General features: G+C 37.2%; 18 protein-coding genes. 8 read left to right on the top strand and 10 right to left on the bottom strand.

The genetic code is table 11. The features are described from left to right. Nucleotides 1–11: 11 nt before the first annotated feature. The 6 genes from atpA to HMPREF9699_RS09145 all read right to left on the bottom strand — a co-directional run bounded on the left by atpA (nt 12) and on the right by HMPREF9699_RS09145 (nt 4540). Nucleotides 12–1589 (bottom strand): F0F1 ATP synthase subunit alpha, encoded by a 1578-nt coding sequence (gene atpA / locus HMPREF9699_RS09170; protein ID WP_002664305.1) that lies wholly within the window; start codon nt 1587–1589, stop codon nt 12–14. Between the two features lie 17 nt (nt 1590–1606). Beyond that, the gene (gene atpH / locus HMPREF9699_RS09165) at nt 1607–2140 is read right to left on the bottom strand and encodes an ATP synthase F1 subunit delta (protein ID WP_002664304.1); all 534 of its coding nucleotides are present in this window, start codon (nt 2138–2140) and stop codon (nt 1607–1609) included. Nucleotide 2141: 1 nt separating this feature from the next. Continuing rightward, nucleotides 2142–2636 (bottom strand): F0F1 ATP synthase subunit B, encoded by a 495-nt coding sequence (locus HMPREF9699_RS09160; RefSeq protein WP_002664303.1) that lies wholly within the window; start codon nt 2634–2636, stop codon nt 2142–2144. Nucleotides 2637–2716: 80 nt separating this feature from the next. Further along, complete coding sequence (gene atpE, locus HMPREF9699_RS09155) at nt 2717–2926, bottom strand: ATP synthase F0 subunit C (protein ID WP_002664302.1); 210 nt, start codon at nt 2924–2926, stop codon at nt 2717–2719. 56 nt (nt 2927–2982) lie between these two features. Next, nucleotides 2983–4062 (bottom strand): F0F1 ATP synthase subunit A, encoded by a 1080-nt coding sequence (gene atpB / locus HMPREF9699_RS09150; protein WP_002664300.1) that lies wholly within the window; start codon nt 4060–4062, stop codon nt 2983–2985. 58 nt (nt 4063–4120) lie between these two features. Then, the gene (locus HMPREF9699_RS09145; protein WP_002664298.1) at nt 4121–4540 is read right to left on the bottom strand and encodes a hypothetical protein; all 420 of its coding nucleotides are present in this window, start codon (nt 4538–4540) and stop codon (nt 4121–4123) included. Nucleotides 4541–4576: 36 nt separating this feature from the next. Here HMPREF9699_RS09145 and ffh point away from each other — a divergent pair, with 36 nt between their 5' ends. Further along, a complete protein-coding gene (gene ffh, locus HMPREF9699_RS09140; RefSeq protein WP_002664297.1) occupies nt 4577–5944 on the top strand; it encodes a signal recognition particle protein in 1368 nt (455 codons plus the stop codon). 127 nt (nt 5945–6071) lie between these two features. Here the strand turns inward: ffh and HMPREF9699_RS09135 are convergent, their stop codons facing one another. From HMPREF9699_RS09135 to HMPREF9699_RS09125, 3 genes are all read right to left on the bottom strand, one after another. Next, complete coding sequence (locus HMPREF9699_RS09135) at nt 6072–6632, bottom strand: hypothetical protein (RefSeq protein ID WP_002664296.1); 561 nt, start codon at nt 6630–6632, stop codon at nt 6072–6074. Nucleotides 6633–6668: 36 nt separating this feature from the next. Continuing rightward, complete coding sequence (locus tag HMPREF9699_RS09130) at nt 6669–9056, bottom strand: TonB-dependent receptor (RefSeq protein WP_245946134.1); 2388 nt, start codon at nt 9054–9056, stop codon at nt 6669–6671. Between the two features lie 83 nt (nt 9057–9139). Then, complete coding sequence (locus HMPREF9699_RS09125) at nt 9140–9511, bottom strand: hypothetical protein (RefSeq protein ID WP_002664294.1); 372 nt, start codon at nt 9509–9511, stop codon at nt 9140–9142. 125 nt (nt 9512–9636) lie between these two features. On the opposite strand from HMPREF9699_RS09125, the gene HMPREF9699_RS09120 reads away from it, so the two are divergent. The 3 genes from HMPREF9699_RS09120 to hutH all read left to right on the top strand — a co-directional run bounded on the left by HMPREF9699_RS09120 (nt 9637) and on the right by hutH (nt 13466). Beyond that, a complete protein-coding gene (locus HMPREF9699_RS09120) occupies nt 9637–10467 on the top strand; it encodes an SAM hydrolase/SAM-dependent halogenase family protein (protein ID WP_002664293.1) in 831 nt (276 codons plus the stop codon). Nucleotides 10468–10545: 78 nt separating this feature from the next. After that, nucleotides 10546–11856 carry a dihydrolipoamide acetyltransferase family protein gene (locus HMPREF9699_RS09115; RefSeq protein ID WP_002664292.1) on the top strand — a complete coding sequence of 437 codons (1311 nt, stop codon included), beginning with the start codon at nt 10546–10548 and terminating at the stop codon, nt 11854–11856. 116 nt (nt 11857–11972) lie between these two features. Beyond that, complete coding sequence (hutH, locus tag HMPREF9699_RS09110; RefSeq protein ID WP_002664290.1) at nt 11973–13466, top strand: histidine ammonia-lyase; 1494 nt, start codon at nt 11973–11975, stop codon at nt 13464–13466. 63 nt (nt 13467–13529) lie between these two features. On the opposite strand, the gene HMPREF9699_RS09105 is transcribed toward hutH, so the two are convergent. After that, nucleotides 13530–14339, bottom strand: a complete 810-nt coding sequence (locus HMPREF9699_RS09105; RefSeq protein ID WP_002664283.1) for a GLPGLI family protein — start codon at nt 14337–14339, stop codon at nt 13530–13532. 264 nt (nt 14340–14603) lie between these two features. On the opposite strand from HMPREF9699_RS09105, the gene HMPREF9699_RS09100 reads away from it, so the two are divergent. The 4 genes from HMPREF9699_RS09100 to HMPREF9699_RS09085 all read left to right on the top strand — a co-directional run bounded on the left by HMPREF9699_RS09100 (nt 14604) and on the right by HMPREF9699_RS09085 (nt 19618). Then, nucleotides 14604–15932, top strand: coding sequence for a M16 family metallopeptidase (locus HMPREF9699_RS09100; protein WP_002664281.1), 1329 nt, complete (start codon nt 14604–14606; stop codon nt 15930–15932). 20 nt (nt 15933–15952) lie between these two features. Beyond that, complete coding sequence (locus HMPREF9699_RS09095; protein ID WP_002664280.1) at nt 15953–17974, top strand: M16 family metallopeptidase; 2022 nt, start codon at nt 15953–15955, stop codon at nt 17972–17974. 105 nt (nt 17975–18079) lie between these two features. Further along, nucleotides 18080–18436, top strand: coding sequence for a preprotein translocase subunit SecG (gene secG, locus HMPREF9699_RS09090; protein ID WP_002664279.1), 357 nt, complete (start codon nt 18080–18082; stop codon nt 18434–18436). A gap of 162 nt (nt 18437–18598) precedes the next feature. Further along, nucleotides 18599–19618, top strand: coding sequence for a sugar phosphate nucleotidyltransferase (locus HMPREF9699_RS09085; RefSeq protein WP_002664278.1), 1020 nt, complete (start codon nt 18599–18601; stop codon nt 19616–19618). Nucleotides 19619–19625: the final 7 nt, after the last annotated feature.

The raw sequence follows: 19625 nt of genomic DNA, 5'->3' as shown, positions 1-19625 counted from the left end.
CTGACTCCTCATTAGTTATACTTAGAAGCGATGTCTAAAGCCGCTTGCTTCAATACCCCAGTGATTGTATCATCTATTTTTCCAGCTTTAATAGCTGCCATAGTATCACCGTGCTTCGCTTTCAAAAATTCTACATATTCCGTTTGGAATTCCTTTACTTTATTTACAGGAACAGTTCTCAGAAGGTTTTCTGTACCTGCATAAATCATGGCTACCTGAACTTCTACTGGAAGTGGAGAGTTCACAGGCTGTTTAAGGATTTCCACATTCTTTTCCCCTTTGGTAATTACAGCAAGGGTAGAAGCATCAAGGTCAGAACCAAATTTCGCAAACGCCTCTAATTCTTTGTACTGTGCTTGATCCAGTTTTAAAGTACCTGATACTTTTTTCATAGACTTAATCTGAGCATTCCCCCCTACACGAGATACGGAAATCCCCACATTAATTGCAGGTCTCACCCCTGAGTTGAAAAGATCAGACTCCAAGAAAATCTGTCCGTCTGTAATGGAAATTACATTGGTAGGAATATACGCAGATACATCCCCTGCTTGCGTTTCAATGATAGGAAGTGCCGTTAATGAACCTCCTCCTTTTACGATAGGTTTCAATGATTCTGGCAAATCATTCATTTGTCTTGCGATTTCGTCATCAGCAATTACCTTAGCTGCTCTTTCTAAGAGTCTTGAGTGCAGGTAGAATACATCCCCTGGATATGCTTCACGACCTGGTGGTCTTCTCAAAAGAAGAGAAAGCTCACGGTAAGCTACCGCTTGTTTAGAAAGGTCATCATAGATGATCAATGCTGGACGCCCTGTATCACGGAAGTACTCCCCGATAGCAGCTCCCGCCATAGGTGCATACACCTGCATTGGTGAAGGGTCTGAAGCATTTGCTGCTACTACTACGGTATATGCTAAAGCTCCTTTATCTGCCAAAGTCTGAACGATTTGGGCTACCGTAGAGCCCTTTTGCCCTACCGCAACATAAATACAATATACAGGTTTCCCTGCATCATAGAATTCTTTTTGGTTAAGAATGGTGTCAATCGCTACGGTAGTTTTCCCCGTTTGTCTGTCACCAATGATTAACTCTCTTTGTCCTCTTCCGATAGGAATCATAGAGTCAATCGCTACGATACCCGTTTGTAAAGGCTCATTTACTGGCTGACGATAGATTACTCCTGGTGCTTTTCTTTCGAGCGGCATTTCGTAAAGATCTCCAGTGATTTCCCCCTTACCGTCTATAGGGTTCCCGAGCGTATCTACCACTCTTCCTAAAAGTCCTTCTCCCACTTTAATAGAAGAAATAGTATTGGTACGGTTTACGGTATCTCCTTCTTTTACGAGTTTAGACTCTCCAAGAAGTGCTACCCCTACATTATCTTCTTCAAGGTTCAAAACAATACCTTCTACACCGCTTTGGAATCTTACTAATTCACCATATTGTACATTTTCCAATCCGTATACACGAGCAATACCATCTCCGATTTGGAGTACAGTACCCACTTCTTCTACATTGGATTGGGTATCAAAATTTGCTAACTGTTGCTTCAGTATCGCTGATACTTCTGCTGGATTTATTTCTGCCATTATCTGGTATTTTTTACTTAGTTATTTTGAAATTGTTTACGAACTCGCATCAGTTTAGTTTTTACAGATGCGTCTATTTGCTGATCTCCCACTCTTAGGATATAACCACCTAAGATTTCAGGGTTGACGATAGTTTGCACATCAGGATTTTGTTTCACCATATTAGATTGCTCAATGATGGTTTTTATAGTAGCCTCAGAAATAGGACTCGCCAAAGTAAGCGTTACTTTTTGGATACCTTTCTCTGCTTCCACTTTATCAATAAAAGCTTGTGCAATATTTCTCAACTGACTTTCTCTCCCTTGTTTTATCACCAATTTAATTAAATTCTGAGCTACTGATGATAGACTTTTGAAGATTTCTGTCGCTACAATAGTTTTCTTTTTATAATCAATGAAAGGTGTATTCAAAAAACGATTAAGCTCTGCTGAATCTTTCAAAACTTGAACCACGGTTTTCATTTCATCGAAAAGAAAGTCTGTTTGTTGCGTTTCCTTTGTGAAATCTAAAAGCCCCTGGGCATAGCGCTTGGCAACTTTTGTAGAAAACATATTAATTCAAATTTTGGTTTTTCAAATAGCTCTGTACCAGCTCTTCTTGTGCTGCTGGATTGTTAAGTTGGCTTTTAAGGATAGACTCTGCGATGTTTACAGACAATGTACCAATTTGGTTTTTAATATCTGCCATTGCAGCCGCTTTCTCTGCCTCAATGCTAAGACGAGCGTTTTCTATCATCTTATCACCTTCTACTTTTGCAGCTTCTTTCGCTTCAAGTACAATTTTGTCTTTCAGCTCTCTTGCTTCCTTAAGGATAGCATCTCTCTCCATTTTTGCCTCACGCATAATTTTTTCATTATCCGCTTTCAAGGCTTCCATTTCTTTTCTCGCAAGTACAGCTTGATTGAGTGCATCTTGAATACTTGCTTGTCTTTCTCCTACCGCTCCAAGAATAGGTTTCCAAGCAAATTTAGCTAAGAGAATAAGCAAAATAAGGAAAACAACTGCTGTCCAAAATATATTACCAACTGAAGGAGTTAATAAATCCATGTGTATATAGGTTTATAAATTTTACATTTTAAGAAAAATGAATTCCACAGACCAACCGTCTGTAGAATTCAAAAACTTTTTTATCCGTTACCAAGTAATGCTACTACGATACCGAATAGACCTGCACCTTCGATAAGGGCAGCTGCGATAATCATTGCAGTTTGGATTTTACCGGATTGCTCTGGCTGTCTTGCAATTCCGTCCATTGCTGAACCACCAATTTTACCGATTCCTAATCCTACGCCAAGAACTGCTAAACCAGCTCCGATTGCTGCGATACTACCTGTCATAATATAAAATTTTAAAAAAGTTATTAATAAGTTATTTGTCTCTAAAAAAATATTGATTAATGATCATGGTGAGGCTCCTCTACCGCCGAACCAATGAACAATGCCGTAAGCATGGTAAAAATAAACGCTTGTAACGCTGCCACCAATACTTCCAATATGTAGATGAACAATGCTAAACCAATAGATACTGGGGTAATAGCATATGTTTTCATAATGAATATTAAGGAAATCAATGCCATGATAATGATGTGTCCTGCCGTCATATTAGCAAAAAGACGAATCATTAATGCGAATGGCTTAGTAATAATTCCTAATATTTCTACAGGTACTAAGATAATATAAACTAAAATCTTTCCTGCCCAAGGCATATTGTTTCCAAGTGGGTCAAAAATATGAGCCCAATAAGTTTTTCTACCACTAAAATTAACTACCAATAGGGTAATTACCGCAAGCACCATAGTAAACGCAATATTCCCAGTAGTATTGGCAGCTCCTGGAATTAACCCAAGAATATTCAACACCCAAATAAACAAGAACAAAGTTACTAAAAATGGTACAAACCTTTTATAACTTACAGCTCCGATATTTTGAAGTGCAATCTCATCTCTTACAAAAACTACGATAGGTTCTATGAATTTAGCAATTCCTGATGGCACATTACTCTTCTTATAAGAAGCCGCAGCACTAAAACCAATAACTAAAAGAATAATAGCTGCAAGAAACATTTGAGCTACTACTTTAGTAATGGAAAAATCTAATGGCATCTTATTTGTAGGATGTCCATCATGCATTTCTAAAGCCCCACTTGCATCTGTAGAATAAATTTTATCATGGAAAAGTCTATAATATTTCCCATCCACTTCTACTGGTGTTTCACTTTCCATGTGTTTTTCATCATAAAACTTAGACGATGAAAACACTTTTAGCCCATCATCCCAGAGGATTACCGGCAAAGGAAAACCAACAGACTGCTCACCTTCTCCCCAAAGATGCCAACTGTGGGAATCCTGAATGTGATGCATAATAAACGGTACGGGATTGTATTTCCCTTCTTCAGATGCAGGCTCATTTCCGGCTGCTAAAGCAATGCCTCCTACAAAAGCCCATAGAATAAAAAATAATTTGCGTAAAGCCATCTTTTAACCTCTTGTTAAATTTTTGCAAAAATAATAAATATTTTCTTCAAAATAAAGTTTATTCATGATTCTTTACATGATATTTATCTTGTTCTTTCACAGACCGCACTAAATAAAGGGCTTCTAAGAGTAAATAATACCAGAAAAATCCGAAATAATACAATAAATGAATTTTAAAATCAGGTTCAAAAATGGCTAAATAACCTACTCCGAACATTTTAAATACCACGGTCCCCAAGAAAAAAAATCCTATAATACTGGCTTTGCCAAGAATTTTTAATAGTAAAATAGAAAATATTACAATAGCACTGAGTACCGCAATCAAAAGATGAACCCGCTGAGGAATTTCCAAAATATGCAATGATAAACTCCCTAATACAATGGATGTAAGGAAAATCCCTATAAATAAATAATCTCTTTTATATTGTTTCATGACAAAAATTTCATTTTGCAAAGATGGATAAATTTCTATTATCATAAAAATACTTATTTTTGTGGCTTAAATTTCATCATCATGTTCAATAATTTACAAGATAAATTAGACAAAGCCCTACACAATATTAAAGGGAGAGGGAAAATTACAGAAATCAATGTAGCGGAAACGGTAAAAGAAATTCGTAGAGCATTGGTAGATGCCGATGTAAACTATAAAGTAGCCAAAGACCTTACTAAAAGAGTTCAAGACAAAGCCATTGGTCAAAATGTACTTACCTCACTTACCCCAGGGCAGCTCATGACGAAAATCGTTCATGATGAATTGGTTGACTTGATGGGAGGCACACAAGAGGGCATTAATCTCTCTGGAAAACCTTCAGTGATTCTCATCGCTGGGCTTCAAGGGTCAGGGAAAACTACTTTTTCTGGAAAGCTCGCTCATTTTTTAAAAACAAAAAAAAATAAAAAACCACTCTTGGTAGCTTGTGATGTTTATCGTCCAGCGGCCATTGAACAACTAAAAGTATTGGGGGAACAAATTCAAGTGCCTGTCTATACGGAAGAGGGCTCTAATAATCCATCTACCATTGCCGAAAATGCAGTGAATTACGCTAAACATAATAGCTTCGATGTGGTTATTGTAGATACTGCCGGCCGTCTCGCTGTAGATGAACAGATGATGAACGAAATCAAAACCGTACATCATTTTATCCATCCCAATGAAACACTCTTTGTGGTGGACTCCATGACAGGACAAGATGCTGTAAACACCGCCAAAGCATTTAACGACGCCCTCAATTTTGATGGGGTGGTACTTACCAAATTAGATGGAGACACTCGTGGTGGAGCTGCACTCACGATTCGCTCCGTAGTAGAAAAACCTATCAAATTCATTTCTACAGGAGAAAAAATGGAAGCCCTTGACCTTTTCTACCCTGAAAGAATGGCAGACCGTATCCTCGGGATGGGAGATGTAATTTCTCTCGTAGAAAGAGCTCAAGAACAATTTGATGAAGAGGAAGCCAAAAAACTTCATAAGAAAATTGCAAAGAATGAATTTGGATTTGATGATTTCTTACAGCAAATCCAGCAAATCAAACGCATGGGGAACATGAAAGACCTTATGGGGATGATTCCTGGAGTAGGAAAAGCCATTAAAGATGTAGATATTAATGATGATGCCTTTAAACATATTGAAGCAATCATTCAATCGATGACGCCTGAGGAAAGACGAAAACCTTCTATCATCAATACCCAAAGAAAAAATAGAATAGCGAAAGGTTCTGGAAGAAAAATAGAAGATGTCAATCAGCTGATGAAACAATTTGAACAAATGGGTAAAATGATGAAAATGATGCAAGGCCCACAAGGAAAACAACTGATGCAGATGATGAGCAAAGGAATGCCTAATATTCCAGGATTAGGGAAAATGTTTCCTAAAATGTAGTTATGACTTGATTACTAGTCTTTTTTTAGATTTTAGTCACTATCTACTGCAGGTAATCATACCATTGTTTCTATACCAAAAAACCTTCTCTGTCATGAGAAGGTTTTTTCTTAAAATAAGATTTAGATTACTGGATGTTGATAGTCATATCCACATCAGCATCTCCTCCAGTTACAGCACCATATTGTTGGTCTATAGAAGGATAGTCTTGGTTTACAGAAGTAGGTTGGTGCATTAGCTGAATCTGCACTTTGGCGTTAGCAGCAGGTGCAGCAGTCATTTCCCACTCGGACTTTAAACCTACGATTTTGGCATCAGAACGAACATCATTTGCCGATTGTCTTGTGAGTTTTGGATTTACACCAGCGAATTTAAACACGATGAAATGCTCATCTCTTTCTTTAATGATTTCATCATTTACAGAGTGATAGTGATCATTGTGTTTGCTCTGGAAATCTAATTCTACGCGGTAACGCTTACCATTTTCTAAATTGAGTGCTCCAGAGGCAGTTCCGTTAATGTAAGTGATGCTTTGTTCATGTTTGGTAGCCAAATTGGTTACTTTCATCACTACTTTAGAGATTTCTTCATGTTCGTGGGTATCATGCGGATGATGATCTTTGTCTCTACATGAAATAAGGGCTACTGCCAACACGAACAACACGGCTAAGTTTAAGAACTTCTTCATAATAAAAAATTTTAAAATTGTTAATTAATGTTATTGTTAAAAGTTATATTTCAAAGTCAAACTGATATTTCTTCCCATTTCAGGAGCGAAAAATCGTAAGCGGTTCAGGTAATCTCTGTACTCGGTATTTAGAGCATTAGAGATTCTGAGGTGAGCAGAAAAGTGTCTATTCATTTCTGCACTTAGATGGATTCCAATGAGATGATAAGCTACTGGAGGGGTGCTTACATCTAGTGTCTTTGGTACAATAAGTCCATTTTCTATGGTTTCAAAATTTACATTTCTCATAGGAAATCTATGTTGTTTTTGAACGAATAAGTGTTCTATCCCTAAAAGCATTTTTTTCTTTTTCCAAAGTGAGTAAGAAAGTGTAGTTTTTAACCTCGGAGGCATCATCAGTATGATAGGTTCAGCATGGGTGAGGTTATGTCCACGAAGCCAACTGTACTGTGCATCTACTGTCATTTTTTCCGTGATTTTAGCTTGCATTTCTGCCTCGAAACCTAAGATGTTGGCCTTTACTTGCTGATAATCCCAAATTACAAATGCTCCACGATTAGAGTTTTGTATGCCTGTAGGAATCTGCTGAATATAGTTTTCAGCATGATAATAATACGGTGAAAACTGTAGATGTATCCCTTTTAGTGCATTGATTTTTGCCCCGATGGCCATATTCATTTGGGTCATTACTTCGGATTGTAATTTTAAGTCTCCTCTTTCTATAATAGCGGCAGAATGGTGGAGTCCGTCTGCGAAAAGTTCTGCTGGATTCGGCATTCTGCGTACCTGAGCGATATTGGCTTTAATATTCCAAGCATTGTTAGGGGTAAAGCGGAAACCTGCATTCACAGAGTGATTATGAAAATGAAAGACAGGATGGGTAAGAATTCTACTCCCTGATTGCTTCACTTCAAAATGGGCATAATGCTTAGCAAAACGAGCGTTCCAAACACTTTGGTCATAATATTTAAAGGCATCAATGGTAGAATAGTCATACCGTGCAGCCCATTCTAAAAACCACTTCGGAGAAATGGTATATTCCCAAACAGCATAAGTAGAAATTTGTCCCTTTTCATAGTCGGGAATGAGCCTTCGGGTTTGGGTATTAGGATCTGCGTAATTGTTTTGATATTCACCTAATATAGCGGTTTCTAAAGACCATTTTTCTCTTTCCAAAAGATGACTTAGTTTTGCCTGATGGGTCTGAAGCTGTAGGTCTAATGAGGGAATGTTTTTAAGTTCCCCTCTTCGGATATCAAATTCTTTTCTATCATTGAGCTGATAAGCATACATGAACTTAAATTTCCCAATGGTTTTAAATCGGTGGTAGGCTTCTATTTTTGCAGTATGATGAAGTACTTCTTGTTTGGGATTTTGCAGAGCATATGCAAAGTGATCATAATAATGCATGGCTCCACCCGCAGCTATTACATCATAGAGCAATGATGCTGAACTTAGATGTGAACCAGTGAAAATCCCGAAATCTTGCTGAAGAATTTTATATGAAATCTCTATGCCTTTATCGAATGCTCTTTTTCCTGCTGAAAAATGAAAGGCATGTTCCTCAGAAGCGGTATTTTGTAAGGTATGATTAGGGATGGCTATATCGCCTCTTTTAGAAAAAGAGCCTCCAGCATTTACGAACCAGCGGTTTTCGTATGATTTCTGCACCTGTATGCCTGTTTTTATCCCTCGTCCATTGGTAAATCCTGCCATTTGAAAATGTCCCATCAGGGTATCTTTTGCGGGAAGAGGCTTCGCTTCTAAGATGACCACGCCCCCCATAGCATCACTACTGTATTTTAGAGCTCCCGCTCCTTTTACCACAGAAACTTTTTGGAACATAGAGGCTTCTACGCTTGGTGCATGCTCTACACCCCATTCTTGTTCAGATAGTTTTACGCCATCGGTGAGAATGGAAATTCTACTTCCGTAGAGTCCTCTTACAATAGGTTTTACAATGTTATTTCCCGTTTTTATGGTGCTTACACCAGTGATTTGTGTAAGGAGATTCCCTATATTGTCTTGGAAATTTTGGCTCAAGATATTCCCTTGGAGCGTATGGCTTTGTTGAGATTTGGAGGGTCTTACCGCACCAGAAACTTTGATGTCTTCGATGATTTTTTCATGATGTTCCAGAGCGATGGTAAGGTGTAAGGCTTTATCTACAGTGATTTTTTGTAGATAATCCTCGCATTCAGAGTGGGAAACTACTATTGTGTGATTTCCTTTTTGTATTTTCTGAAGTATAAATTGCCCTTTCGCATCGGTTTTGGTTTGGAATTTCCCGATTTTTACGGAGGCATCTTGTAGAGGAGCGTTATTATGTAAATCCACTACCTTACCTCGGATTTCGTAATGCGTTTGTGACCAAAAAAATGAGAGTCCACAAAGCATCAGCACGAAACTGAACAGTCTTTTCACGATAAATGATAAATAGAGTTATAAGCTACTGATGAATTGCAAAAGAAGAAATTTTTTGCAATGAAATTTAAGACAAGAAGAGATTATGCCACTGGGGGACCTCTAAGTAGCTGAGATGAGAGGGTGATATTCCCAAATTTTTGGAAATAAGAATAAATGGCTTGGGAAAATATCCAATCCTGAACCCAAGTAAAGGAAAAAAACGCCATCTCTACTCCATGCTGATACTGAAAATAGAAACAAGAAAGACAGTCTTGGGTGTTCTCATCCTGTTCATCGGTATCATGGGATTCATCATGATGTTCATCAGTATCTTGAATGAAAGAGAAATGCGTATGGGAATTTTCCATGGCAGAATGCTCATGAAAATGAACCGAAAAGAAGGATACAAAAATATAGAGCACCAACATATATTGTGCTACAAAATACTTTTGTGAACATTTTTTCTGATTCATGGTGCAAATATAGAAAGTTTTTTCAAAATGAATGCTCAAATAGGAAATGAAAAATGGTTATTCTGGATAACTTTACTTTTTTTTCTATACTTTTTTGCCGTAAATTTGTGAACCAAAATAAGCCTATGCCTGTAATAACATTAACTACGGATTTCGGAAATAGAGATTATAGAGTCGCCCTCATTAAAGGGAGTCTTCTCTCTGGAGATGAGTCTGTTATGATATCAGAAATTACACATGATATTCGGGCGTATGATATAGAGCAGGCAGCTTTCATGCTTAGAAAATCTTACCGAGCTTTTCCCAAGGGAAGTGTACACATGGTGGCGGTGGACTGTCTGTTTCATCCTCAGCAGAAAAATTTGATTTATAAGGTGAATGAACATTATTTTCTCACAGCAGATAATGGTTTTATTAGTCTTTTACATCCTGAATTTGAACTGGAAGAGGTCTATGAGATTACTTATAACAATCGGTTTGATGATGTGGTAGAGTTCACACCTAGAGATATTTTCGTTCCTGCAGCATTACATCTTATCAAAGGAGGAATTCCCGAAATTGTAGGTAGAAAATTTACAACACCTGTGAGACTTTCTACGCTCAATGCGGCGTATAAGGATAAATTTATTGCAGGACAAGTGGTGCATGTAGATGGTTTTGGGAATGTCTGTTCTAATATTTCGAGGGAAAAATTTGAAGAATATCAAAGAGTTTATCCGAAATTTCTTATCCGGTTTAGAAATCATACCATGAAAAAGATACACCATAGCTATGCTGATTTTATTCCTGATTGGTCCAAAGAGAAGGATTTCCATGGAAAACCTATGGCACAGTTCAGTGAAGATGGATTTCTAGAAATTTTAATGTACAAGGGGAGTTTCCAAAATGGTGCCAGTAGTCTTTTAGGATTAAAAGAAGGGGAACATATCAATATAGAATTTATAGAAGAAAAATAAAAAAGTATTATTTTATAATACCATAGAAATACCTTATATTTGTCCGTCAGTAACATAAATAAATCTAAACCATAGAAAATGGCAGAATATAAACTATTACTTCCAAGTATGGGAGAAGGTGTGATGGAAGCTACCATCATTAGTTGGCTTTTCAAAGAAGGCGATACGGTAAAAGAAGATGAATCTGTAGTGGAGATTGCTACAGATAAGGTAGATTCTGATGTCCCTACGCCGGTTTCAGGAAAAATTGTAAAAATTCTAAAACAAAAAGATGAAGTAGCAAAAGTAGGGGAACCTATCGCTATTTTAGAAACCGAAGGTGCAGGAAGTACCGATGCTTCAGATGTGAAAGAAGTGGAAACACCGAAGACCGAAACGCCTACTGCACAAGATTTGGCAGAACTTCAAAAACCTTTGGAACAAAGTAATACCGTTGCTTTCTCTGGGGATTTGTATTTATCACCATTGGTAAAATCTATTGCTCAGCAAGAAAATATTTCGGAAGTAGAGCTAAAGACTATTGCAGGAAGTGGTTTAGACGGAAGAATTACAAAAGAAGATATTTTAAAATTTGTAGAAAATAGAGGGAAAACGCCTATGGCAGCTCCTGCTCATACCGTAGTAACTTCAGCACCAGTGGCTCAAGAAGCACCGAAGCCTGTCCCTGTAACTGTGGGAGAAGGAGATGAAATTATCCAAATGGATAGAGTGAGAAAAATCATTGCCGATGCCATGGTGAACTCTAAGAGAATCTCTCCGCATGTTACTTCTTTCATTGAATCTGATGTTACCAATGTGGTAAAATGGAGAGCAAAAAATAAAAATATTCTGGAAAAAAGAGATGGTGAAAAGCTTACTTTCATGCCGATTTTTGTTCGTGCAGTAGTAAAAGCCATCCAAGATTTCCCAATGATTAATGTTTCTGTAGATGGAGATAAAATCATTAAGAAAAAGAATATTAATATCGGTATGGCTACTGCCTTGCCAGATGGAAATCTCATCGTTCCAGTAATTAAAAATGCAGATCAGCTTTCCCTTTCTGGACTTGCAAAGGCTATCAATGACTTGGCACATAGGGCCAGAAACAAACAGCTGAAACCTGAAGATACCCAAGGTGCTACCTATACCATTTCTAATGTAGGAAGTTTTGGAAACTTAATGGGTACGCCTATTATTCCTCAGCCTCAGGTCGCTATTTTAGCGATTGGAGCGATAGTGAAAAAACCTGCTGTAGTAGAAACTCCAGAAGGAGATATGATAGGCATTCGTCAGATGATGTTCATGTCTCATTCTTATGATCACCGAGTGGTAGATGGCTCATTAGGAGGAATGTTCTTAAAACATGTTCATGATTATCTCCAAAATTGGGATATGAATACAGAAATTTAATAGAATTCTAATAAAACTATTCATAAAAAGCTGTTCGGTAAAATCGAACAGCTTTTTCAATGGAAATATATTTGCTCATTCTATAAGAATATAGTACTTTTAGAAAAAAATAAATAATGATAATATATGGTATTGATCGCTTGACTATCAGCGATGTAATGAATATTGTAGCCCATCCATCTTTAGCTACACTGGATGAACAAGCGAGAAAGCAAATCCTCAATTCTGAGAAAAATGTAAGAGCCATTGTGAATTCAGACAAAACCGTTTATGGGATTAATACGGGGTTTGGTCCGCTATGCGATGTAAAGATTTCTGAGGAGGAAACTGCACAGCTACAGCATAACCTCATCATCTCTCATGCGGTAGGTGTAGGGAAACCGATAGATGAAAAACTATCTAAAATCATGATGATAGCTAAAATTCATGCGCTTTCCAAAGGTTTTTCAGGGGTTTCTCTCACGGTGGTAGAAAGAATGATAGAAATGCTCCAGAAAAATATTATTCCTGTAGTCCCAGAACAGGGGTCTGTAGGTGCATCGGGAGATTTAGCACCGCTTTCGCATCTCGTTTTACCGCTTTTAGGTTTAGGGCAAGTGTGGCACGAAGGCGAAATTCATGATACTGCAGATATTCTTAAAAAATATGACCTTCAACCACTAAAGTTAGGTCCGAAGGAAGGCTTAGGATTGATTAATGGTACACAGTTTATTTTAGCACATGCTATTTTAGGGCTGGATAAAATGAAGTATATTTTAGACCTTGCGGATGTAGCGGCTGCGATGTCTCTAGAGGCATATAGAGGCTCGGCAAGCCCTTTTAAGAAGGAACTCCATGAAATCAGAGCATATAGCGGAACACAGGAAGTAGCAAAGAGAATGAGAAGGCTTTTAGAAGATTCTGAAAATTTGGCAGCTCATGAGTTTTGTGATAGAGTACAAGACCCTTACTCCTTAAGATGTGTACCCCAAGTACATGGAGCCAGTAGAAATGCCTATGAGCATCTGAAAGCCATGGCAGAAATAGAACTGAATTCGGTAACAGATAATCCTATTGTGCTGAGTGATGAAGAGGCAATTTCGGGTGGAAACTTTCATGGTCAACCGATGGCTTTGCCTATTGATTACGCTACACTGGCAGCGGCAGAATTAGGAAATATATCGGATAGAAGATGTTATTTACTATTGGAAGGAAAATTTGGTTTACCAAGACTTTTAGCGGAAACTTCAGGGCTGAATTCTGGTTTTATGATTCCACAATATACCACGGCGGCTTTGGTAACGGAAAATAAAACGCTTTGTTTTCCAGCTTCAGCAGACAGCATTCCTACCAGCTTAGGGCAAGAAGATCATGTGTCTATGGGAAGCATATCGGGAAGAAAGTTTAATCAAGTGCTGGATAACTTAGTAAATATTTTTGCAGTTGAACTCATGTTTGCGGCTCAAGGATTAGAGTTCCGTCGTCCTGCAAAATGTTCAGACATCATTGAAGAGAACTACGACCTTGTCCGTTCAGTGGTTCCAAAATTAGAAGATGATAGACTCATTGGGAAAGATATGCACGCATTGGCACAGCTGATTAGAGAAAGGGCTTTTGTAGTGGAGTGTTAAGTGTTTAAAATATTTTAAAGAGAAAAGCAGACGGAACTTTCGTCTGCTTTTATTTTTTAATGATTAAGGGTAGGGAATTGCTTTATCTTTTTCTAAAGGAAAATGGTAATTTTTAATCCGCTGTTGTATTTCTCGTTTTTCTTTGAGAATACTTTCTTTCGTATTCAGCTCTTTGTCTGATGCAATAGAATTTCCTTTTTCCACGAAATCTCCCAGTTCTTTTACTACATTATGATAGCTATCTAGTTTTATTTTGTGGTATTGTTTCAAGCTGATAGGGATAGGCTTTTTCCCATATCGCACTTCGAGAAAATCTGAAGTGTCAAATTTTTGGGGGAGATTGATGCTTTTGGTCATCCAGTAATGAAACCGTTTTTCCGAGTCATAGAGCTCAATGATTAGTCCTGGAAGCCCACGGAATTTATAAGGTCCCTCTTGTATAGGAAATATCATAGTAAACCATGCTATCCAGTCTCTCCCTCCATACTGTGCAGTTGCCTTTTGTAGAATAATTCCTTGCAGTTCTTTGGTTTCTTTTTGTATTTTCCAATTTATTTTGTCTTCAGAAGAAATTACAAAATAATCATAGCCATGAGCATAGAAGGTCTTATTGTGAAAACTTCCTTTTTTTCTGATGAGCAGCTGGTCTGTCTCGGTGTGTACTTGAATATTTTGTCCTGTTTTCCGAAGTGAATCTGCCTCTATATAGGCTTCGTCATAAAATTTGACTTCACCTTCACTTACATCCAGTATTGTTTTTGCTCTTACGGTATCCGTATTTTTTCTGATTACGAGGTCGTAATGAAATCTATGCCATTGTGCAGAAGCAAGGCTGCAAAGTAATAGCGTGATAATGAGAATAATTTTATTCATCTTTATTACTTAGATTTTAGTTAAAAGGGGTATCTGTCTATTGATTTAAGTGTATTCTGGTACTGTATCGTTTAAAATGATGTTTTTGTTTATACCAAAATCATTATTTTCGTAGCTAAAAGTTTTTTTCTTTGTAAATCAAACAAAAATAGTAAAATATAATTTTGTTTTTTAGTATATGAAATAAAAAAATACATTTTTTTGTAACAAAACGAAGAAAAAATCGACTTACTAGAGGAAGTAAAAAATAAAACTATTTTTATAATGAAGAAAATACTTAGTGTTGCTGCTGTTGCACTTATGGGAACAGTGATGAATGCACAACAAATCAAATTCGAGGAGTACAAACTCCCTAATGGGCTTCATGTCATCCTCCATCAAGATAATACGGTGCCAGTAATTACCACTGGTGTAATGTATAATGTAGGTTCTAGAGATGAGCAAGCAGGAAAAACAGGATTCGCACACTTTTTTGAACACTTACTTTTTGAAGGGACAGCTAATATAGAGCGAGGAGAGTGGTTTAAAATAGTTTCTTCTCATGGAGGACAGAATAACGCCAATACTTCTACAGATCGTACCTATTACTATGAGACTTTTCCTTCTAATAACCTAGAGCTAGGTCTTTGGATGGAAGCGGATAGACTTCGTCAGCCTGTGATTAACCAAATTGGAGTGGATACACAGAAAGAAGTAGTAAAAGAAGAAAAAAGACAGCGATTAGATAATCAGCCGTATGGAAAGTTCATGTACGGAGAAGCACTCAACCCGCATATCTTTGAAAAACATCCCTACAAAAATTCGGTAATTGGTTCTTTTGAAGATCTTTCTTCAGCTAAATTAGAAGATTTCCAGTATTTTAGTAAGAAATTTTATTCGCCTAATAATGCTGTTCTTGTGGTAGCAGGGGATTTTCAAACTGCTGAAACCAAAAAGATGATAGAAAAATATTTTGGTGTCATCCCAAGAGGTGCAGAGGTGGTGAAAAATTTCCCTAAAGAAGCTCCTATTACCAAAGCCAAAGAAGTAACGGAATATGATTCTAATATCCAGCTTCCACTTTTGGCAATTAACTATAGAACTATGGATAATAAATCTAAGGATGTCTATGCACTAGATTTACTTTCTAAATATTTGAGTGGTGGGAAAACTTCTGTACTCCATAAGAAATATGTAGATGAAAAGAAGCAAGCATTGCAAATTTTCGCGTTTAATCGTCAGATGGTAGATTATGGAATATATACCATCGGTGTGATTCCGCAGACGGGTGTTTCTTTGGATCAAATGAAAAACGAAATCCAAAAAGACATCGAAAAAGTACAAAACGAACTTATCTCTGAGGAAGATTATCAGAAACTGATGAACGCTACAGAGAATGATTTTGTATCTAGCCGTTCAGGAATAGAAAATATTGCACACCAGTTGGCAGATGCTTACATGCAAAAGGGAGCTACCTCTAAAATCAATACCGAGCTGGAGGATTACCGTAGGGTAACTCGTGAGGATATCCGTAATGTAGCTAGAAAATATTTAGGTAAAGACCAAAGAGTTATCGTGAACTATTTACCAAAACCTGCTGAAGATAAAAAATAACATTAACTGAACTAAAAAAAATGAAATCTAGAATATTATCCATTGCTGTAGCTTTTCTTTCACTTACTGCTACGGCACAAGTTAAAATCCCAATGCCAAAACCTGGTCCATCACCTGTAATTAATTTAGGGAAGGCCAATGAATTTAAACTCAACAACGGACTGAATGTTATCGTGGTAGAAAACCATAAACTTCCAAGAGTTTCGGTTACACTGACTATTGATAATCCTCCTTTTGCACTCGGAGCTAAGAAAGGGGTAGAGGATGTACTTAGCCAAATGCTCGGTACTGGAACTATTAAAGTTTCTAAAGATGACTTTAATAAAAAAATAGAGCAGATGGGGGCTAGAGTAAACTATTCTAGCGGTGGCGGTAGAGCATCATCATTAACCAAGTTCTTTTCCGAAACTTTCTCTGCTTTTGCTGAGGGGGCAGTTCATCCTAAATTTACACAAGAGGAATTCGAAACTGTAAAAACGAGAATTTTAGAAGAAATTAAATCTTCAGAGAAAAGTGTAGAAGCAGCGGCGGGGCGTGTAGAGGATGCTTTGGTCTATGGTAAAAATCATCCTTTCGGAGAGTTTGAAACCAAAGAAAGTGTGGAAAAACTTACTTTAGCAGATGTTCAGAATTACTATGATACTTATTATAAACCGAATAATGCTTACTTAGTATTCATCGGTGATATCACTGCTAAAGAGGCGAAAAAATTGGCTGAAAAGCATTTCAAATCTTGGAAGAAAGGAAATCTTAATATCCCTGCTTTCCCAGCAGTAAGCCCAGTACAAAAAACCAGCATCAGCGTAGTAGATATGCCTAATGCAGTTCAGTCTGTAGTTTCTGTGGCCTACCCAGTGAATCTCACTAAGAAAGATCCAGATTATTATGCCGTGCAGGTAGCTTCTACTATTTTAGGTGGAGATTTCGGCTCCAGACTCAATATGAATCTTCGTGAGAAAAATGCGTTTACTTATGGTGCAAGAGGTAGCGTGTCTGATTCTCGTTACATCGGGCAGTTTCATGCCACAGCTACGGTAAGAAATGCCGTGTCTGATGCTGCGGTGGTAGAAACGCTTAAAGAAATGAGAGAAATGGGGAAAGTAAAAGTAGATGCTAAGGAATTAGAAAATGTAAAAGCTAAATTCTTAGGAAACTTCATTTTGAGATTAGAAAATCCCGCTACTACTGCTTCCCAAGCATTGACTAAAAAAACGCATAATCTTTCTGACGCATTTTATACGGATTATATTAAGAATATTAATAAAGTAACTCCTGAAGATGTACAGCGTGTAGCACAGAAATATTTCCGTCCAGAGCAGGCTCAAGTCATTGTAACAGGTAAGGCATCTGAGATAGGAGATAAGCTAGAGAAATTAGGCTATCCAGTGCAGTACTACACAGCGTATGCAGAAAAAATGGAGAAACCGAAAGCGAAAAAAGTAGATGCTAATATTACAGCCACTTCTATTGCAGAGAAATACATTAATGCCATTGGAGGAAAAGCAAAGGTAGAAAAAGTTACCAGTACCAAGATGAATGCTTCTGCTACTGTACAAGGAATGGCACTGGATATGACCATGATACAGGCAAAAGGTGGAAAAATGAAGATGGAAGTGAAAATGATGGGCAATACCATGCAAAAAATTGCTTTTGATGGTAAAGATGGATTTCAGGAAGCTCAAGGGCAGAAAATGCCAATGAACGATGAGATGAAAAAGAAATTTGCCGAAGAAAAAGAAATTTTCCCAGAACTTCACTTTACAAATGCCAAAGTGGAAGGGCAGGAAAAATTTAATGGAGAAGAAGCTTTCGCAGTAAAAGTAGGAGAGAAAACGAATTATTACAGTGTAGCCACAGGGTTAAAATTAGGTTTTGTAGAAAACATGATGGGGCAAGCTATACCTACCTATCTTTCTGACTATAAGGAGGTAAATGGAGTAAAATTCCCTCACAAGATTTCACAAAATATGGGAGGAATGGAAATCGTTTTCGAGGTGAAATCTTACGAACTTAATAAAGCGAAAGACGCAGATTTTAAATAAAAAAATTTAAAATAATAAAAAAAGGCAGTTGCATAAGCAATTGCCTTTTGTTTTTTATGTAATAAATGTGTAAATTTGCCCATTAAAATTTCAGAACAAAAAATTATGAGCACTATATTTACTCTTCTCATGGTTCTTATCATGATAGCCTGTATTTTGGTAATGATTATTATCATGGCTCAAAATCCTAAGGGAGGTGGTCTTTCTTCAGCATTTGGGGGAACTTCATCGGCACAATTTGGTGTGCAGAGAACCAATGATTTTATGGAAAAATCCACTTGGATTCTTGGAGGTACTATCGCGGTACTTTGTCTTATTAGTGTGGTGATGACTACCAATCCTCAGGCAGTTAATAAATCTACTCCTAAAGTGGCACCCGTAGAAAATACTACAGGAACAAGTACAGCAGATAAGACTACGGAAGCAAAACCTGCAACTACGCCTACATCAGAAAAGAAATAAGGAATAACAAATTAAAAGATAAAGATAATACCTCCTAGATTTTGGGAGGTATTTTTGTGATGAAGAATACCATCATATTTAGGTGAAGAGTGCTTTTTTTGTATTTTATAGACTTGAAATCAAATAAAAAATAGTAGATTTGCAGGAAAATTTTTTCGAAAAATGAGAATTATTGTACCTATGGCGGGGAGAGGTTCACGCCTAAGACCGCATACACTTACAGTTCCTAAGCCATTAATTCCTATTGCAGGGAAGCCTATCGTACAAAGATTGGTAGAAGATATTGCTAAAGTAGCTAATGAACCTATAGAAGAAATCGCCTTTATTATCGGAGATTTTGGAGATGAAGTGAAGCAGTCTCTTGTGGAAGTAGCAGAAAGTCTTGGTGCTAAGGGAAGTGTATATGTGCAGGATGAGCCTTTGGGAACGGCACATGCCATTAAATGTGCTGAAAGCTCTATGCAAGGAGATGTGGTAGTGGCATTTGCAGATACGCTCTTCCGTGCAGATTTTCATTTAGATAAAAACTCAGATGGGGTGATTTGGGTGAAAAAAGTAGAAGACCCTTCCGCTTTTGGAGTAGTAAAATTAGATGACTATGGTTTTATAACAGATTTTGTAGAAAAGCCTAAAACTTTTGTTTCAGACCTTGCAATTATTGGGATTTATTATTTTAAATCGGCGGAGAAACTGATGGAAGAGATTAATTTCATCATGGATAGTGATATCAAGGTAGGCGGAGAATACCAACTGACCACAGCACTAGAAAATTTGAGACAAAAAGGAGCTAAATTTACTCTCGGAAAGGTAGATGACTGGATGGATTGTGGTAATAAAAATGCAACTGTAGATACCAATTCTAAAATATTGCAATATGAAAAGGATGCGTTTCAGGATTTCCCTGCTTCGGCAAGAATAGAAAATTCATTGGTTATTCAGCCGTGCTATATAGGTGAAAATGTAGAGATTATTAATTCCAAAGTAGGTCCTAATGTTTCTTTAGGTAATGGAACTAAAATCATCAGCTCTAATATAGACCATTCATTGATTCAGGAGAATACTCATATTAATCACGGGAATTTAAGTAACTCTATGATTGGCAATCACGCTCAGTATTTTGGTGTATCTAGGGAAATTTCTTTAGGAGATTACTCAGTGCTTGATTTTCTATCAAAAGATTAATTGTAGC

The sequence above is a fragment of the Bergeyella zoohelcum ATCC 43767 genome (assembly GCF_000301075.1).
Lineage (GTDB): Bacteria > Bacteroidota > Bacteroidia > Flavobacteriales > Weeksellaceae > Bergeyella > Bergeyella zoohelcum.
This window is presented reverse-complemented; position numbering and strand designations above follow the sequence as displayed.

Excerpts from the sequence above, each read along its gene's own strand:
- atpH (WP_002664304.1), bottom strand. The coding sequence starts at position 2,140 with ATGTTTTCTACAAAAGTTGCCAAGCGCTATGCCCAGGGGCTTTTAGAT.
- HMPREF9699_RS09145 (WP_002664298.1), bottom strand. The coding sequence starts at position 4,540 with ATGATAATAGAAATTTATCCATCTTTGCAAAATGAAATTTTTGTCATG.
- atpE (WP_002664302.1), bottom strand. The coding sequence starts at position 2,926 with ATGACAGGTAGTATCGCAGCAATCGGAGCTGGTTTAGCAGTTCTTGGC.
- HMPREF9699_RS09105 (WP_002664283.1), bottom strand. The coding sequence starts at position 14,339 with ATGAATAAAATTATTCTCATTATCACGCTATTACTTTGCAGCCTTGCT.
- atpA (WP_002664305.1), bottom strand. The coding sequence starts at position 1,589 with ATGGCAGAAATAAATCCAGCAGAAGTATCAGCGATACTGAAGCAACAG.
- HMPREF9699_RS09095 (WP_002664280.1), top strand. The coding sequence starts at position 15,953 with ATGAAATCTAGAATATTATCCATTGCTGTAGCTTTTCTTTCACTTACT.
- HMPREF9699_RS09100 (WP_002664281.1), top strand. The coding sequence starts at position 14,604 with ATGAAGAAAATACTTAGTGTTGCTGCTGTTGCACTTATGGGAACAGTG.
- secG (WP_002664279.1), top strand. The coding sequence starts at position 18,080 with ATGAGCACTATATTTACTCTTCTCATGGTTCTTATCATGATAGCCTGT.
- HMPREF9699_RS09135 (WP_002664296.1), bottom strand. The coding sequence starts at position 6,632 with ATGAAGAAGTTCTTAAACTTAGCCGTGTTGTTCGTGTTGGCAGTAGCC.
- HMPREF9699_RS09120 (WP_002664293.1), top strand. The coding sequence starts at position 9,637 with ATGCCTGTAATAACATTAACTACGGATTTCGGAAATAGAGATTATAGA.
- HMPREF9699_RS09160 (WP_002664303.1), bottom strand. The coding sequence starts at position 2,636 with ATGGATTTATTAACTCCTTCAGTTGGTAATATATTTTGGACAGCAGTT.
- HMPREF9699_RS09085 (WP_002664278.1), top strand. The coding sequence starts at position 18,599 with ATGAGAATTATTGTACCTATGGCGGGGAGAGGTTCACGCCTAAGACCG.
- hutH (WP_002664290.1), top strand. The coding sequence starts at position 11,973 with ATGATAATATATGGTATTGATCGCTTGACTATCAGCGATGTAATGAAT.
- HMPREF9699_RS09125 (WP_002664294.1), bottom strand. The coding sequence starts at position 9,511 with ATGAATCAGAAAAAATGTTCACAAAAGTATTTTGTAGCACAATATATG.
- HMPREF9699_RS09115 (WP_002664292.1), top strand. The coding sequence starts at position 10,546 with ATGGCAGAATATAAACTATTACTTCCAAGTATGGGAGAAGGTGTGATG.
- ffh (WP_002664297.1), top strand. The coding sequence starts at position 4,577 with ATGTTCAATAATTTACAAGATAAATTAGACAAAGCCCTACACAATATT.
- atpB (WP_002664300.1), bottom strand. The coding sequence starts at position 4,062 with ATGGCTTTACGCAAATTATTTTTTATTCTATGGGCTTTTGTAGGAGGC.